At 63.0% G+C, this 16001-nt stretch carries 12 protein-coding genes; 6 read left to right on the top strand and 6 right to left on the bottom strand.

Annotated elements, in window-relative coordinates:
- Positions 1 to 29: 29 nt before the first annotated feature.
- From ACPW74_RS22435 to ACPW74_RS22450, 4 genes are all read right to left on the bottom strand, one after another.
- A complete protein-coding gene (locus ACPW74_RS22435) occupies positions 30 to 1958 on the bottom strand; it encodes a PTS mannitol transporter subunit IICBA (protein ID WP_279981044.1) in 1929 nt (642 codons plus the stop codon).
- Positions 1959 to 2602: 644 nt separating this feature from the next.
- A complete protein-coding gene (locus tag ACPW74_RS22440) occupies positions 2603 to 4624 on the bottom strand; it encodes an exoribonuclease II (protein ID WP_113069054.1) in 2022 nt (673 codons plus the stop codon).
- A gap of 86 nt (positions 4625 to 4710) precedes the next feature.
- Entirely contained in the window at positions 4711 to 5610 is a 900-nt protein-coding gene (locus ACPW74_RS22445) for a LysR family transcriptional regulator ArgP (RefSeq protein ID WP_113069053.1), read from the bottom strand.
- A 233-nt stretch (positions 5611 to 5843) separates the two neighbouring features.
- Positions 5844 to 6473 carry an acyl-homoserine-lactone synthase gene (locus tag ACPW74_RS22450; protein ID WP_180898670.1) on the bottom strand — a complete coding sequence of 210 codons (630 nt, stop codon included), beginning with the start codon at positions 6471 to 6473 and terminating at the stop codon, positions 5844 to 5846.
- A 64-nt stretch (positions 6474 to 6537) separates the two neighbouring features.
- Here ACPW74_RS22450 and ACPW74_RS22455 point away from each other — a divergent pair, with 64 nt between their 5' ends.
- From ACPW74_RS22455 to ACPW74_RS22465, 3 genes are all read left to right on the top strand, one after another.
- Positions 6538 to 7320: a LuxR family transcriptional regulator gene (locus tag ACPW74_RS22455; RefSeq protein WP_010672766.1), complete on the top strand. Its 783-nt coding sequence runs from the start codon at positions 6538 to 6540 to the stop codon at positions 7318 to 7320.
- Between the two features lie 262 nt (positions 7321 to 7582).
- Positions 7583 to 8203, top strand: a complete 621-nt coding sequence (gene lysE, locus ACPW74_RS22460) for an L-lysine exporter (protein WP_227263259.1) — start codon at positions 7583 to 7585, stop codon at positions 8201 to 8203.
- Between the two features lie 127 nt (positions 8204 to 8330).
- Positions 8331 to 10310, top strand: coding sequence for a bifunctional 2',3'-cyclic-nucleotide 2'-phosphodiesterase/3'-nucleotidase (locus ACPW74_RS22465; protein ID WP_041214379.1), 1980 nt, complete (start codon positions 8331 to 8333; stop codon positions 10308 to 10310).
- 114 nt (positions 10311 to 10424) lie between these two features.
- On the opposite strand, the gene lpxL is transcribed toward ACPW74_RS22465, so the two are convergent.
- Positions 10425 to 11348 (bottom strand): LpxL/LpxP family Kdo(2)-lipid IV(A) lauroyl/palmitoleoyl acyltransferase, encoded by a 924-nt coding sequence (gene lpxL, locus ACPW74_RS22470; RefSeq protein ID WP_103243797.1) that lies wholly within the window; start codon positions 11346 to 11348, stop codon positions 10425 to 10427.
- Positions 11349 to 11596: 248 nt separating this feature from the next.
- On the opposite strand from lpxL, the gene hldE reads away from it, so the two are divergent.
- The gene (gene hldE, locus ACPW74_RS22475) at positions 11597 to 13024 is read left to right on the top strand and encodes a bifunctional D-glycero-beta-D-manno-heptose-7-phosphate kinase/D-glycero-beta-D-manno-heptose 1-phosphate adenylyltransferase HldE (protein ID WP_039039759.1); all 1428 of its coding nucleotides are present in this window, start codon (positions 11597 to 11599) and stop codon (positions 13022 to 13024) included.
- Positions 13025 to 13178: 154 nt separating this feature from the next.
- On the opposite strand, the gene tolC is transcribed toward hldE, so the two are convergent.
- The gene (tolC, locus tag ACPW74_RS22480) at positions 13179 to 14504 is read right to left on the bottom strand and encodes an outer membrane channel protein TolC (protein ID WP_029313618.1); all 1326 of its coding nucleotides are present in this window, start codon (positions 14502 to 14504) and stop codon (positions 13179 to 13181) included.
- A 306-nt stretch (positions 14505 to 14810) separates the two neighbouring features.
- Here tolC and nudF point away from each other — a divergent pair, with 306 nt between their 5' ends.
- Positions 14811 to 15452 carry an ADP-ribose diphosphatase gene (nudF, locus tag ACPW74_RS22485; RefSeq protein ID WP_010672772.1) on the top strand — a complete coding sequence of 214 codons (642 nt, stop codon included), beginning with the start codon at positions 14811 to 14813 and terminating at the stop codon, positions 15450 to 15452.
- A gap of 99 nt (positions 15453 to 15551) precedes the next feature.
- Positions 15552 to 15998, top strand: a complete 447-nt coding sequence (locus ACPW74_RS22490) for a DUF1249 domain-containing protein (protein WP_039039758.1) — start codon at positions 15552 to 15554, stop codon at positions 15996 to 15998.
- Positions 15999 to 16001: the final 3 nt, after the last annotated feature.

Here is a 16001-nt window from a genome sequence, read left to right on the forward strand (position 1 = left end):
CCTCTACAACCAAAGACGATGACGGATGATTACGCGGCCTGCTCGGCCCCCAGCAGATCCAGGAACTCCTGGGGATCCTGGGTGCTGGCCAGACGGTCGACGAGACCGGGCTCATCCAGTGCATTGGTCAGGCGGGTTATGACCTGTATGTGTTCATCGTTGCGGGCGGCAATGCCGATGACCAGGCGCGCTACCTCATCGGCGCCCTCGCCGAAGGCGACTCCGGCCGGGTACTGGCAGATGACGATGCCGGTACGCTTCACGTGCTCCTTGGCGGCGATGGTGCCGTGGGGCACGGCGATGGATTCGCCGAGGTAGGTGGAGACCAGCTGTTCGCGCTCCAGCATGGCGTCGACGTAGTCCGGTGCCACATAGCCTCGCTCGGCCAGCAGCTTGCCGGCGGTCACGATGGCCGCTTCCTTGCTCTCGGCCTTGAGGCCCAGGTGCACGTCCTGCAGGCTCAGGGTGAAGACTTCCGGCTCCTGCGGCTCGTAGCTGTCGTCGTTGGCCGCCACCAGCAGTTGCGGGTTGGCGACGTCATCGTTGGCCGCGTTGGCCAGGCTGAGGCTCTGCACCAGCTCCTGATAGAGGGCGTTGTCGAGGAAGTTGGTCAGCGAAATGTGCTGTGCATGCGGCGCATGGCGACGGGCACGGTCGGTGAGATCCTTGTGGGTGATGACCAGATCCACCTGATCGTCCAGGTTGTTGATGGCACGGTTGGTGACGCTGATGTCGAGACCGGCAGCCTGCACCCGCTTGCGCAGCATGCCGGCGCCCATGGCGCTGGAGCCCATGCCCGCATCGCAGGCGACGACGATGTTGCGCACTGCGGTCAGCTCGGTTTCCGGCTTCTTGGCGGCGGTGGTCTCCGGCTTGGCACCCTTCATGGCCTTCATCTTGCGGGTGGCTTCACCCAGGACATCGGCCTCGTCGGCTTCCGGCTGCTGGGCACGGACGAACACGGCGGCGACCAGGAAGGAGACGGTGGCGGAGGCGATGATGGAGAGCAGCACCCCGATGAGGGAGGCTTTCGGCGTCATCAGCAGCACGGCGAAGATGGAGCCCGGGGAGGCGGGGGAGACCAGACCGGCGTTGAACAGGGTCAGGGTGAAGACCCCGGTCATGCCGCCTGCGATCACCGCCAGGATGAGGCGCGGGTTCATCAGCACGTACGGGAAGTAGATTTCGTGGATGCCGCCGAAGAAGTGGATGATGGACGCACCGGCTGCGGACTGCTTGGCGGCGCCACGGCCGAACACCATGTAGGCCAGCAGCACGCCCATGCCCGGACCCGGGTTCGCTTCGATCAGGAAGAAAATGGAGCGGCCCTGTTCGGTGGCTTGCTGGATCCCGAGCGGCGAGAAGATGCCGTGGTTGATGGCGTTGTTCAGGAACAGGATCTTGGCCGGCTCGACGAAGATGGAGGTGAGGGGCAGCATGTGGTTGTCCACCAGGAAGCCGACACCGCTCGCCAGCACGCCGGAGAGCACCTTGACGAAGGGACCGATGACAAAGAAGGCGAGAATGGCGAGCAACATGCCGATGATGCCAGCGGAGAAGTTGTTCACCAGCATCTCGAAGCCGCTCTTGACGCGACCTTCCATCGCCTTGTCGAAGCGCTTGATGGCCCAGCCACCCAGCGGGCCGACCATCATGGCGCCCATGAACATGGGGATGTCGGTCCCCACGATGACGCCCATGGTGGTGATGGCACCGACCACGGCACCCCGGTCCCCCCCGATCAGCTTGCCGCCGGTATAGCCGATGAGCAGCGGCAGCAGGTAGGTGATCATGGGACCGACCAGCTTGGCCAAGGTTTCATTGGGCAGCCAGCCAGTGGGGATGAAGAGGGCGGTGATGAAGCCCCAGGCGATGAAGGCGCCTATGTTGGGCATGACCATATTGGACAGGAAGCGTCCAAAATTCTGTATCTTGACTTTGGTATCCGGTGATAACATGTCGGGACCCCGTTTTAAGCCTGTGTGATTAAAAGTGGTAGTCGGGATGACGAGTTTTGCCGAACTCCCATCCCAGTCGTCTAAGCAACTTCAATCTACCAGCTTGTGATCAAATTAGGCTGAAAACGGGGTGTCTTGTGACCTGGATCTCAAATACCCCGACCTCCCCCCTCCCGACATAGTGATGACGATCACAGTCAGTCGCTGTATTTCGGCTACATTTCGATCTTCTCGCCTCTGGGTGTCAATTTTTTGTGATTGATGTCTCGTTTTGTGGTTTGCGCAAACACGGTGTCAACGTGACTGTCGTCACAAAACCAAATTTTGCACTCAAATGAGTCATGATTTGTCGCCTCGTATTCGCAAGTAATGACGATGGATATGCCGTAGTTCATCGTTAATCACCAATGAATCATTTATTTTGTAACCCACTTTCAGTTTTTCCCCCGAGAGGATCGGTTCCGAAAAGGCCTCTTGTGACGCCCGGGTGGCGGATCCTGATCCGCTCCCGTCTCGCTCCTCCCTGCCGGTAGCGACGCAGGCAGGGGCCTGCGAGCGGGTCTCCCATCCCGCCTGCCCGCGGAGCGCAGCCATAAAAAAAGCCCGCAGGATGCGGGCTTTTGCAGAGCAGACAAGCAGGGGGATCACTGCGCCTTGGGGGCCTCGTCGGCAGGCGCGGCATCGGCCTCGCTGGTCGGTGCCACCGGCGCCGGACCCGGCACCAGATCCACCGCCGGCTTGGCGATGAGGGAGCGGGTCTCTTCCACTGCTTCGGTCAGCTTCACCTCGATGATCTGGCCGAGCTCGTAGACCACCTCGGTCTTGTCCAGATAGACGCGGCCGTTGTCCCAGTTGCACTCCAGCCGATCCTTGTTGTCCAGGATATGGCGGGCGGGCATGAAGACCACGGCGCCGTTTTCCTGCAGGCGCAGCTTGAGGCCGGCGCGCATCACGTCGATGATCTCGGCGTTGAACACCTTGTCGGTGCCCGCATCGGCCTTGAGGTAGCGCACATAGAGCCAGTCGCCGATGTCGCGCTCCACCATGCGGTGCAGGCGGCGGCAGGCAGTCAGGTGCTCGGTCAGCTCCAGGCTGGGGCGCTCACCCGGGGTCTTGCCGGCGATGACCGCCTTGAGCAGGCGATGGTTGACCATGTCGCCGTATTTGCGGATGGGGGAGGTCCAGGTGGCGTAGGCATCCAGACCCAGGCCGTAGTGGGCACCCGGTTCGGCGGACATCAGGGCATAGCTCTGGAAGCGGCGGATCTTGCCGTCCAGCCAGCGGGTGTCCAGGTTGTCTATCCAGCGTCGCAGGGCGCAGAAGCCGGAGAGGCTGGCGATCTCTTCCTTCTCGAACGGGGCCTCGGCGGTCTTGAGCAGCTCGATGGCGCCGTCCAGGGACTCCTCGTCAAAGCCGGTGTGGACGTTGAAGATGCCGTAGCCGACTTGCTTGCCCAGCACGCGGCCGGCGCAGATGTTGGCGGCGATCATCGACTCTTCCACCATGCGGTTGGCGATGCGGCGCGGCTCCACGTGGATGGCCAGCACTTCGCCGTCTTCACCCAGCTCGAAGTCGTAGTCGGGTCTGTCCGGGAACACCAGGGCATGCTCGGTGCGCCACTTGATGCGGGCCTCCGTCATCGCCTTCATCAGGGGCAGCTGGGCCAGGACGCCGGCGTCGATATCCAGCGCTTTGCCGTGCTCGGCCCAGTCGGAGACGTCGTCATAGGTGAGGCGGGCGTGGGAGCTGATGCGGGCGGCGAAGAACTCGGTCTCCTCCAGCAGCAGGCCATCCTCGGCGATGAGCAGACGGGCGCACAGGGTGTTGCGCTCCTCGCCCTCTTTCAGGGAGCAGAGCTCGTCGGAGAGGGTGCGCGGGATCATGGGCACGTTGCGCCCCGGCATGTAGACGGTGAAGGCGCGCTGGGCGGCCTCCTTGTCCAGCTCGCTTCCCTCGGCCACATAGGCGGTCGGGTCGGCGATGGCTACCAGCAGCTCCCAGCCGTTCTCCAGCTTGGTGATGGCCAGGGCATCGTCCATGTCCTTGGTCTTGGCACCGTCGATGGTGAAGAAGGGAACCTGGGTCAGATCCCGGCGGGGCAGCTCTTCCTCTTCGATCACCTTCCACTCCGGCAGGTCCGCCGGTTCAATCTGGGCCAGGTTGTGGCGTGCCAGCACCACCCACCAGGGCACGTTGTGGTCTTCCTGGGTGGCGATGAGCTGGGTGATCTCGGCGGAGAAGTTGCCGTCCGCCAGGGCGTGGCGCTTGAGGGTGGCAACCACCCAGTCCCCTTCCTTGAAGGATTTCTCGTCCAGACCCTTCTTGGCGCGGGCCTTGATGGCGTCCTTGATGAGAGGATGGTCCGGCACCACGTTGAGGCGGTCGCGGAACATCTTGACGCGGCCGACGAAGCGGGTGACGGCCTGCTCCAGCAGGGCATCCGGCTCGGCCACTTCCTTCTCTTTCTCGGTACGGATCAGGGCGCTCACCCGGTCACCGTGCATCACCTTCTTCATATAGGGAGGCGGCACGAAATAGCTGGTCTTCTCATCGACCTCCAGGAAGCCGAAGCCCCGATCGGAGGCGCGGATCACACCCTCTTTCTTGGGGATGTTTTCGCGGATTTGTTGCTTGAGCTGGGCCAGCAGCGGATTGTCTTGGAACATAAATGGGGAACCTGAGTGGAGACCTGATGGTTAATCGCCCAGCACTATACGTTTTTACCCCCCCAAAGCCAAGGTGAATGGCCCCCTCAACGGGGTTGCAGTGCCCGTCGCCCCTGCTGGATCAGGCGCTGGGATATCTGCTTGTGCAGCCCCCGCTCCAGCACCCAGCGGTGCCAGTAGAGCTGCTCGACCAGGTGGTGATCCGGGTTGAGATCGAGCAGGCGCCCCTCTTCCAGTTGCTGGCGGATCTGCAATTCCGGGATGAGGCAGCAGGCCAGCCCCTGCTCCGCCATGGCGACGAAGGCCTCGGAGGATCGCACCGTGTGGCAGGGGTAGCCACCGGGGGGGAGGGCGAAATGACGGGCCATGTAGCTGATGTGCATGTCGTCGCGCTGATCGAAGGCCACCGCCGGCGCCTTGGCCAGGGCCGCCGCCGTGAGGCCGTTCGGGAAGTGGCGGGCGACGAAGGCGGGGCTGGCGGTGAGCAGATAGCGCATCTCGCCGAGTTCGTCGACGCAGCAGCCCGCCAGCGGCTGGGGTTGCAGGCTGACGGCGCCGAACGCCTGCCCCTCGCGCACCCGGTCCAGGGTGCGGCTCTCGTCATCCACCAGCAGGTTCAGCTCGATGGGGTATTGCTCCAGCAGTGGCGCCAGGGCGGGCAGGAACCAGGTAGCCAGGCTGTCGGCATTGACGGCGATGCTGACCCGGATGGGGGCCCTGGGCTCGTCGGGGGAGAGCTCGCCGGCCAGCTCCAGCTCCAGCTGGCGCACCTGGCGATAGTGGGCCAGCAGCTTCTGGCCGAGCTCCGTGGCCTGCAGGGGCTGGCTGCGAATGATGAGCGGCTCCGCAAACTGCTGCTCCAGCTGCTTGATGCGCTGGGAGATGGCGGACTGGGTGATGTGCAAGCGCTGGGCGGCACGCTCGAAGTTTTGCTCCCGGATCACCGCGTCCAGGGCCAGCAGCAGCTTGTAGTCCAGCGTTTTCATCAGCATTCCTTATGAAAAAAGGGAGTTCAGCAAGAATGCTACTCAAGGGAGCGCCAGAGGACAACCTGACCGCCCCCATGGAGGGGGCCCGTGCCCGGGGCTGCCCCTGTGAGATGTGACAGTAGTCCTGACATGAGATTCATAAGATACTCACCCGGTCCGTTTTTGCATGGGGTGGAAACGGACCATAGCGAGCGTCTTGAATCCCGGGCCGGTCCCGGGACTTTTTTTGCTCAGATGACGGCGAGCAGAGCATCCCCCGCCGGCCGGTAATGGCCCTGCAGGGGGCGATGGACGGCGCGGTCGAAACGCTCGTCCAGGTGGAAGCGGATACCGACCCCGCGCACGGCCCCCAGATCAACCGCCTGGCGATAGCCGAGGCGCTCGATGGGCAGGCCGAGGCGGCGGAAGATGCGCTCCACCGGCAGGCTGACCACGGCCACCAGCTCGCGGATCCCCTGCTCCCTGGCGAAGGCCAGCACCTCGCGGAAGATGACGCAGGTGAGTTCGCTGATGCCGTTCTCCAGGCGAGGGGCCCGGTCGGCGTCGATGGCGAGGCGGGTCAGCTCCCACACGTCGTTGCCGCGCGGCGGGGCTTCGCCAGCGAGGGCGGTGGGGAAGATGCTGGGCAGCATGTAATCCTGGGCGCAACTGAGCAGGCGGATGCAGCCGCACAGCCCCTGCTTGTCTTCAATCAGCACCCAGTGGGTGTCGGGCTTGTCGAAGTTGTCCCGCTCCAGGCCACGGCGGGATTCCACGTCCCAACCGAGTCGATCGGAGAAGACGCGGTTGCGAAATCGGTAGAGCTCGTTTTCGACCTCCCATCTGGGGTGTTCTTTCAATTTTCCTTTGAAAACAAGCATTCATGTCTCTCCATTTCATGGTTAGGCGCTATAATCCAAGGCCTTGGCCAGGGGAGGCTTGCCTATGACACGCGACCAACTGCTTGAGTACCTGGAACATTTCACGCTGGTGACCGATGGCAACCGGCTGTCCGAGCTCATCGGCCGCTTCACCCTGGGAATGGGTTACGACTACTACCGCTTCGCCCTCATCCTGCCCATGTCGATGCAAAGGCCCAAGGTGGTGCTGTTCAACCAGTGCCCCGACTCCTGGGTACAGGCCTACACCCTGAACAACATGCTGGCCTGCGATCCCATCATCCAGCTCGCCCGCAGGCAGACCCTGCCCATCTACTGGAACCGGCTGGACGAGAAGGCGCGCTTCCTGCAAGAGGGGAGCATGGATGTGATGGGGCTGGCGGCGGAATTCGGGTTGCGCAACGGCATCTCGTTCCCGCTGCACGGGGCGGCGGGGGAGAACGGCATACTCTCTTTCATCACTCGGGAGCGGGCATCGAGTGATCTGATGCTGGAGTCCTCGCCCATCCTCTCCTGGATGTCCAACTACATCTTCGAGGCGGCGATCCGGATCGTGCGCCAGAGCATGAGGGAGGACGATCCCCAGGAGCCCCTGACGGAGCGGGAGACCGAGTGCCTGTTCTGGGCCAGCGAAGGGAAGACATCGGGGGAGATCGCCTGCATCCTCGGCATCACGGAGCGCACCGTGAACTACCACCTCAATCAGGTCACCCGCAAGACGGGGTCGATGAACCGCTACCAGGCCATCGCCAAGGGGGTGAGCAGCGGCATCCTGCTGCCGAACCTGGAGCAGGTGGTGGTCACCAACTTCCCCTCCCTGCTGCAGTGAATACAGGCCCGGCGGCACCGGCTCGTCGCCTGGCATCCCCTCTGTCGCCATCACCGCTGTCCTGCGCCGTCCCATCCTGCCGCCGATTCTCGGGGCGGGGCTGTGACCCCACAATTGTCAGATCCTGCAATTGACAACCTTCTTTGTGTGGTTTCGGCCCGGTTTTCATCAGTTTTATGAATGCATCAGAAAATGAATGAATTTCTCTGATTACCCGCGCCCCCTTATAGTGCGTTTCTCTCTTTCACAGGAACGCATCCCCATGTTCGCCACCACCCTGCAAGGCTTTACCCTCGGCCTTGCCATGATCATCCCCATCGGGGCCCAGAATGCCTTCGTGCTGAGCCGGGGCATTCACCGCAATCACCACCTGCTGACGGCGACCCTCTGCTGCCTGTGCGACCTCGTGCTGATCGGCATCGGGGTGTTCGGCGGGGCCAACCTGCTGGCGGCCAGCCCGATCGGCCTGGCCCTGCTGACCTGGGGCGGCGTGCTCTTCCTCGGCTGGTTCGGTATCCGTTCCCTGCGCAGTGCCTGGCGCGGCCAGGAGGCGGCCCTGGCGGACTCGCCCCGGTTGATGGGGGTGAAGAGCGTGCTGGCCATGACCCTCGGAGTGACCCTGCTCAATCCCCACGTCTACCTGGATACCCTGATGCTGCTTGGTTCCTTCGGCAGCCAGTTTGCCGAGGAGCTCAGACCCGCCTTCGCGGCGGGGGCCATGCTGGCTTCTCTGGTCTGGTTCTACGGACTGGCGTTCGGGGCGGCGGCACTCTCCCCCTGGCTTGCCAGGGGCCGGGTGCAGCAAGCCATTGATCTTGTTGTAGGTCTCATCATGCTGGTGCTGGCGGCCAAGTTGGCACTGGGTGCCATACAGGCCTCATGAGGCTATTTTTGTGCCGGGCTTCATAAAAATGAGTCCCGGTGCCATCTGCTGACATATTCGTCTGTTAAATTCCCGGCGCTGGTAAAGCGTTACTCATAATAAAAGGGAAAAAACAGTGAATAACACCATGAAGCTGGGGGCTATTGCCGCCATCGTGCTGCTGTCTGCCTGCAGCAACGAGAATGACAGCAAGGCGCAGCCGGGGACCGTCTCCCTGCGCCTGATCCAGACCTCCGACATCCACTCCAACGTGCTGGGGTACGACTACTACCAGAACAAGGAGGATCGCAAGTTCGGCCTCTCCCGGACCGCCCTGCTGATCCGCGCCGCCCGCGCCGAGAACCCCAACAACCTGCTGCTCGACAACGGTGACCTCATTCAGGGCACGCCGCTGGCGGACTACATCTTCGAGCAGTCCGGTGCCGGCTACCTCGAGAAACAGGCGCACCCGGTGTTCAAGGCGATGAACGAGCTGGGCTACGACGCGGGCAACCTGGGCAACCACGAGTTCAACTACGGCCTGGACTACCTTGGCAAGGTGCTGGCGGGAGCCGACTTCCCCTATGTGAACGCCAACGTGTTCGAGGCGGGGGCCTTCAAGCGCGATGCCAAGGGACAGATTGACTGGAGCGGCAACAAGTTCACCCCCTATCTGCTGCTGGAGCGCGAGGTGACCGATGACAAGGGCCAGCGCCAGCGCGTCAAGGTGGGCATCCTGGGGCTGACGCCACCCCAGGTGTTGCAGTGGGACAAGCGCCATCTGGAGGGCAAGGTGGTGGTGGCCGACATGGTCGAGACCGCCAATCACTATGTGCCCGAGCTGCGCGCCAAGGGCGCCGACATCGTGGTGGTGGTGGCCCACACCGGCATCAATGCCAGCAGCTACGAGGCCATGATGGAGAACTCCGCCTGGCATCTGGCCAAGGTGAAGGGGGTGGACGCCCTGATGCTGGGCCACGCCCACAAGAACTTCCCCGGGGACTTCCCGGATCTGCCGGAGGTGGACAACCAGGCTGGCACCCTGAGCGGCATCCCCACCGTGATGCCCGGTTACTGGGGCAACCACCTCGGCATCATCGACCTCAAGCTGGAGCAGGTGGACGGCAAGTGGCAGGTGAAGCAGAGCCAGGCCAGCCTGCGCAAGATAGACGCCAGCGAGGGCAGTGCGGTGGATCAGCGGGTGGTGGACCTGGTGCAGGCGGATCACGACGCCACCAACCAGTGGCTGGACGAGCCGCTCGGCAAGATCACCTCCCCCATCCACAGCTTCTTCGCCCTGGTGCAGGACGACCCCTCGGTGCAGCTGGTGAGCGATGCCCAGCGCCGCCACGCGGAGCAGTTGCAACAAGACGGCCTGCTCAAGGAGTCCTACCCCATCCTGTCGGTGGCGGCCCCCTTCCGTGGCGGTCGCAACGGCATCAACGACTTCACCTACGTGGCCCAGGGTGACATCTCCCTGCGCAACGTCTCCGACCTTTACATCTATCCGAACACCCTGCAGGTGGTCGAGGTGAACGGGGCCACCGTCAAGGAGTGGCTGGAGATGAGCGCTGGCCAGTTCAACCAGATCGACACCGGCAAGACAGAGGTGCAGTGGCTGGTGAACGAGAGCTTCCCCACCTACAACTTCGATGTGATTGACGGGGTCAACTACGAGGTGGACATCACCCAGCCGGCCCGCTACAGCAAGGACGGGGTCAAGGTGAGCGACGGCCAGCGCATCAGCGGCCTCACCTTCAACGGCCAGCCCGTGGACCCGGCCCAGAAGTTCTACGTGGTGACCAACAACTACCGCGCCAGCGGCGGCGGCCACTTCCCCGGCATCGACGGCAGCAACATCGTCCATGAAGATCCCTTCGAGACGCGGGAGATCATCGCCCAGTACCTGAAGGCCCAGTCTGCGGACAACCCGGCCGGCTTCAGCCCGGCGGCCAACAACAACTGGCACATGAAGGCCCTGCCCGCCAACGTGGACGTGCGCCTCTACTCCTCGCCGACCGACGAGGCCAAGGCCCTGGCGGGGGCGGATCTGTCGTACCAGTCCACCCTGCCGATGGATGATGCCAAGCACCCCGGCTACGCCATCTACCGCCTGATCCGCCAGTAAGGCAGACGCTGGCAGCCACCAAAAAAGCCCTCGCAGTGCGAGGGCTTTTTCATGGGGCGCGGTACCATCCTGTCCTGTCGTCTGGACTTGCCCGGTCGACGGGGCGGGAGGGCATCAGTAGTAGCCGGGATCGTCCGGATTGGGGCGGGTCTTGAAGCGGCGGTGCAGCCACATGTACTGCTCCGGCGCCTTGCGCACGGCGGCTTCAATCTCGCGGTTGGCGCGGCTGGCATCCGCCAGGTCGTCACCGCTCGGGTAGTCCGCGAGCGGGGCCCCGATATGCAGGGTGTAGCCCTCCCGGGTGCGGATGTTGTAGCAGGGCAGGGTGACGGTGTTCTTCACCCGGGCCAGGGTGGCGGTACCCGTGATGGTGGCGGCCTGCTCCACCGCGAAGTAGGGCACGAAGACGCTGGCATGGCTGCCGTAGTCGTGATCCGGTGCATACCAGAGGGCGTCGCCGTTGCGCAGCGCCTTGATCATCCCCTTCACGTCCATCCGGTCCACCAGGTATTTGTTGGAGGCGCAGCGACCGTGGTACTGGGCGTACTCCAGCACCGGATTGGTGTTGGGGCGATAGACGCCGACCCCGGGGCGCACCAGGCCGAAGCAGCGGGCATTGAGCTCAAGGGTGAGGAAGTGGCAGGAGAGCAGCAGCATCCCCTGGCCCTTCTCCATGGCGTTGATGACGTGCTCTTCCCCTTCCACCTTCATCAGGCGGCGCATCCGCCAGTCTGGCCAGAACCAGGCCATGCCTACCTCGAAGATGGCGCAGCCCACGCTCTCGAAGTTCTGCACCAGGAGGGCTTCGCGCTCATCCCGGCTGAGCTCGGGCATCGCCAGCTCCAGGTTGCGGCGGGCAATCTTGACGCGGGATTTCAGCAGCTTGCGGGCCAGGGTGCCGAGCTGGCGGCCCAGCCACATCTGGCTGCGCCAGGGCAGCAACACCAGCAGCCAGAGCAGGGAGAGGCCCAGCCAGCTCCCCCAGTAACGGGGATGGAACAGACGGGGTTCGAGGCGGGGAGCGTGTTCTTGGGCCATGAAGAGTCTCTTGTTCGCAAAGGCAAAGGGGGGAGTCCGACCGAACCGGGGGGCCTGTGTGGGGTGGCCCGGCGCGGATGCGGTCACTCGCATGTCGAGGATTCTATCCGAAAAGCGGGGGCGGGCGCGAATCGCCGTCATCTGGTCAGAGGGGGCGTCAGGGGGCAGGGCCGTGCTTTTTTCACGCCCCGGAAAAGAGTGTGATAAAATCGGCCGCTGAATTTTTCAGGTTTTGAGAGCCGATACAGATGAAAATCACCCTGCCCGAGTTTGAAAAAGCCCGCATCCTGGTCGTTGGCGATGTCATGTTGGATCGCTACTGGCATGGCCCTACCGGCCGGATCTCCCCCGAGGCACCGGTCCCCGTGGTCAAGGTCGAGCACATCGAGGAGCGCCCGGGTGGCGCCGCCAACGTGGCGCTCAACTCCGCCGCCCTCGGCGCCCAGGCCGTGCTGCTGGGCCTGACCGGTCAGGATGAAGCCGCCGATGCCCTCGCCAGCCAGATGGCCGGTGTCAAGGTGGCCTGTGATTTCGTGCGCCTGACCGACTATCCGACCATCACCAAGCTGCGGGTGCTGTCCCGCAACCAGCAACTGCTGCGCCTCGACTTCGAAGAGGCCTTCCACGACGTGGATGCCAGCCTGCTGATGGGCAAGGTGGAGCAGGCGCTGCCCCAGGCGGACGTGATGATCCTCTCCGACTACGGCAAGGGCGCCCTCAACGATGTGCCCGGCATGATCCGGCGTGCCCGCGCCGCCGGCATCCCCGTGCTGGTCGACCCCAAGGGGACCGATTTCGAGAAGTACCGTGGTGCCACCCTGCTGACCCCCAACATGTCCGAGTTCGAGGCCGTGGTGGGTAAGGTGAAGGGGGAGGAAGACCTGGTCGCCAGGGGGCTGGAGCTGGTCAAGCGCTTCGAGCTGGACGCCCTGCTGGTCACCCGTTCCGAGAACGGCATGACCCTGATCCGCGAAGGGCAGCCCGAGCTGCACCTGCCGGCCCAGGCCCACGAGGTCTATGACGTCACCGGTGCCGGTGACACCGTCATCTCCACCCTGGCGACTTCCCTTGCCGCAGGCAAGAGTCTGGATGAGGCCTGCGCCCTGGCCAACACCGCCGCCGGCATCGTGGTCGGCAAGCTGGGGACCTCCACCGTGAGCCCGGTGGAACTGGCCAACGCCCTCTACACCGAGCAGGAGACCGGCTTTGGCGTCATGTCCGAGGCCCAGCTCAAGGTGGCCGTCCAGGCCGCCCGTCTGCGCGGCGAGAAGGTGGTGATGACCAACGGCTGCTTCGACATTCTGCACGCGGGTCATGTCTCCTATCTGGCCAATGCGGGCAAGCTGGGGGATCGCCTGATCGTGGCGGTGAACACCGACGAGTCCGTGCGTCGCCTCAAGGGGCCGGGTCGCCCGGTCAACCCGACCGAGCGCCGTATGACTGTGCTGGCGGCCCTGGGTGCCGTGGACTGGGTGGTCCCCTTCAGCGAAGACACTCCCCAGCGTCTGATCGCCGAGATCCTGCCAGACCTCCTGGTCAAGGGGGGCGACTACAAGCCCGAAGAGATCGCCGGTTACGCCGAGGTGACCGCCAATGGCGGCGAGGTGCGGGTGCTGAACTTCGAGGACGGCTGCTCCACCACCGACATCATCAAGACCATCCGCGAACGCGGATAAGCGTAAAACCCGGCCAAGGCCGGGTTTTTTGATGGGGCTGCCGGGTCGGTGACATGGCCGCTGCCTGGCAGGCCCCGACCAACGCACTTCCAGCGGCGAACTGAGATGAAAAAGGCGACCCCGGGGTCGCCTTTTCTCATGGTGTGCGCCTGGCTCAGGACTTCTTGGTGACCTGGGCGGCGGGCATCAGACCCTGGTTCACCTCTTCCAGATCCTTCTGCTCCAGGATGCCGGCGGCCTGCTTGAGGGAGAGGATGCTGAGGATGTAGTTGTAGCGGGCCTCGGAGAGCTTCTGCTTGGCCTGATACAGCTTGCGGGTGGAGTCCAGCACGTCGACGATGGTGCGGGTGCCCACCTCGTAACCGGCCTCGGTCGCCTTCAGGGCGCTGTCGGCGGAGATGACGGACTGGCTGTAGGCGCGGACTGAGCCGATGCTGGCGTTCACGTTGTTGTAGGAGGAGCGGACCGTGCTCTGCACCGAGCGGAAGCTGCGCTCGAGCTGTTCGCTGGCGGCCACGTAGTTGAACTGTGCCTGCTTGACCTGGGAGGTGGTGGCCCCGCCGGTGTAGATGGGCAGCTTGAAGTTCAGGCCGATGTTGCCCTGATTGCTGTTGCTCTCGGGGTTGCGGATCTCGTCCTTGTAATCGTTGTAACCGGCGTTCAGGCCGGCGCCCAGATCCAGGGTCGGTTCATGACCGGTCTTGGCCAGATCGATCTGCTCCTTGGCGATGTCCTTGCCGATGCGGGCGCTGTGCAGCTCCAGGTTCTTGTCCAGGGCCAGTTCCAGCCACTTGTCGGAGTTGAACGCGGTCTTCTGCGGGCTGAAGCGATCGGTGTTGAGCACGTCCAGTTGACGGTGGTCGATACCGGTCAGCTCGCGCAGGCTCTCGTAGCTGTTGTCCAGGGTGTTCTCGGCATTGATCTCGTCCGCCAGCGCCTGATCGCGCTCGGCCTCGGCCTCATGCACGTCGGTGATGGCGGTCAGGCCCACTTCAAAGCGCTGCTGGGTCTGTTCAAGCTGACGCTCGACCGCGGTCTTGTTGGCACGCACGAATTCCAGGGTATCCATGGCCTTGAGCACGTCGAAGTAGGCCTGGGCGGTACGCAGCATCAGGTTCTGGTACTCGAGGTTGTAGGCCACGTCGGACTGGGTGGCGCTCTTCTCGGTCAGATCCAGGTTGACCCAGTTGCTGCGACGGTAGATGGATTGATCCAGGGTCACGGAGCCGGTAGCGCCCGTGTTGGTCATGGTGTCGTTCTTGTTTTGCAGGTAGTTCAGGCCGGCGCCCAGGTTGATCTGGGGCAGCAGGGCTGCACGGGATTCGTTGATCTTCTCGAAGGCCTGGTCCCGCTTGGCCTTGGATTCCAGCAGCTGGGTGTCCTTGATCTGGGCCTGTTGGTAAATATCGAGCAGGTTTTCGGCATGAGCGGCGCCGCTCACACCCAGCATCACCATGACTGACAAGAGTGTTCTTTTCATATGATAGTTTTAACCTTTTGTATCAACCCAAAGCTGTCCGCTGGATGAAGGGGGGATTGTCACCGACCAAGCTTGATTTCAGCTTAACCACTCTACTATAAGCAGATTCCATTGCGAACTGTCTCTTTTCCAGCTGCGGAAACGTCAAGGTCCGGGGCGAGTTTTCTCGGCAACGCGCCTAGCCAAATGCCCTGTGGCTGCTAAAATCCTTCCCTCATCGTCGGCGAGAGCGAGTGAATGAATGTTCATTCATGCCCCCGAATATTATGGTCAAACCAAGCCAAGTCAAGCTGGCAGGAGTCTCGAATGTCACAGCAAGCCTTGCCTCAAACCTGCCACTACTCCAGCGATGATGTGAAAATCATTGAAAAATCAGCTGGATATAATGGCTTCTTCAAGGTGAATGTCTACCGCCTGCAACACAGGCTGTTTGCCGGTGGCTGGAACGCCCCCATCGTCCGGGAACTGTTCGAACGTGGCCATGCCGCCGCCCTGCTGCCTTATGATCCGGTGCGGGACGAGATCGTGCTGGTGGAGCAGTTTCGCATCGGCGCCATGGAGACCAGCGCCACCCCCTGGCTGCTGGAGCTGGTGGCCGGCATCATCGATGAAGGGGAGACCGCCGAGGCTGTGGTGCGGCGCGAAGCGGTGGAAGAGGCAGGGATCGAGGTGGGACGCTGCGAACACGCCATCAGCTATCTGGTGAGCCCGGGTGGCAGCACCGAGCGCATCGAGGTGTTCGTGGGCGAGGTGGATGCCAGTCAGGCCAAGGGGATCCACGGTCTGGCGGAAGAGGGGGAAGACATCCGGGTCCACGTGGTGAGCCGCGAGCAGGCCTATGCCTGGCTCAAAGAGGGGCGCATCGACAATGCCGCCTCCGTCATCGCCCTGCAGTGGCTGGCCCTGAATCACGGCGAGCTGCGGGCACGCTGGCTGGCGGGGCGCTGAGGTGACGCTCGTTCAGACCCGGGTCAGGTGCCCTGTGTCCGACTGGAACACTGTGCAGTGGGTCCACCCTTCATGGACCCTGATTGAGGGAGCCGCGACATGTCATTAGTCCAGAGCCCGATGAAGCGCTATGTGCCTGATTTGATGTCCTTGCAGCGTACCTGCGAGGTCAATTACATGGCGCTGATGAAACTGTTGCCGCCCGGCGGCAGCGTAGGTGCCGAGCGCCGCTATCAGGTCGGCAACGGCCTGCAGTTCCAGCTCACGGTGACCGAGGAGAGCCGCTTCACCAGCCAGGTGATCCTGGCCCAGCACAACCCCGAATTGCCGAGCTACTTGCAAGCCCGGATAGAGATTCGTTTGTATCATGATGTGCGAATGGCGGAAGTGTGTGCGGCGCAACAGATTTCAATGTTGCAACCACGTTATGATTATCCCAATCAAAAAATGCATCACAGGGATGAAAAGGAGCAGGTAAATCTATTCTTGGCCGATTGGTTGAGATTTTGTCTCAAACACGGCACCAGCCTGATTAACATCCTCTAGTCG

It is taken from the genome of Aeromonas sp. INTO2 (genome assembly GCF_049860605.1).
Taxonomy (GTDB): domain Bacteria; phylum Pseudomonadota; class Gammaproteobacteria; order Enterobacterales; family Aeromonadaceae; genus Aeromonas; species Aeromonas caviae.

Excerpts from the sequence above, each read along its gene's own strand:
- ACPW74_RS22455 (WP_010672766.1), top strand. The coding sequence starts at position 6,538 with ATGACACGCGACCAACTGCTTGAGTACCTGGAACATTTCACGCTGGTG.
- tolC (WP_029313618.1), bottom strand. The coding sequence starts at position 14,504 with ATGAAAAGAACACTCTTGTCAGTCATGGTGATGCTGGGTGTGAGCGGC.
- lpxL (WP_103243797.1), bottom strand. The coding sequence starts at position 11,348 with ATGGCCCAAGAACACGCTCCCCGCCTCGAACCCCGTCTGTTCCATCCC.
- hldE (WP_039039759.1), top strand. The coding sequence starts at position 11,597 with ATGAAAATCACCCTGCCCGAGTTTGAAAAAGCCCGCATCCTGGTCGTT.
- ACPW74_RS22465 (WP_041214379.1), top strand. The coding sequence starts at position 8,331 with ATGAAGCTGGGGGCTATTGCCGCCATCGTGCTGCTGTCTGCCTGCAGC.
- ACPW74_RS22490 (WP_039039758.1), top strand. The coding sequence starts at position 15,552 with ATGTCATTAGTCCAGAGCCCGATGAAGCGCTATGTGCCTGATTTGATG.
- nudF (WP_010672772.1), top strand. The coding sequence starts at position 14,811 with ATGTCACAGCAAGCCTTGCCTCAAACCTGCCACTACTCCAGCGATGAT.
- ACPW74_RS22445 (WP_113069053.1), bottom strand. The coding sequence starts at position 5,610 with ATGAAAACGCTGGACTACAAGCTGCTGCTGGCCCTGGACGCGGTGATC.
- ACPW74_RS22450 (WP_180898670.1), bottom strand. The coding sequence starts at position 6,473 with ATGCTTGTTTTCAAAGGAAAATTGAAAGAACACCCCAGATGGGAGGTC.
- ACPW74_RS22440 (WP_113069054.1), bottom strand. The coding sequence starts at position 4,624 with ATGTTCCAAGACAATCCGCTGCTGGCCCAGCTCAAGCAACAAATCCGC.
- lysE (WP_227263259.1), top strand. The coding sequence starts at position 7,583 with ATGTTCGCCACCACCCTGCAAGGCTTTACCCTCGGCCTTGCCATGATC.
- ACPW74_RS22435 (WP_279981044.1), bottom strand. The coding sequence starts at position 1,958 with ATGTTATCACCGGATACCAAAGTCAAGATACAGAATTTTGGACGCTTC.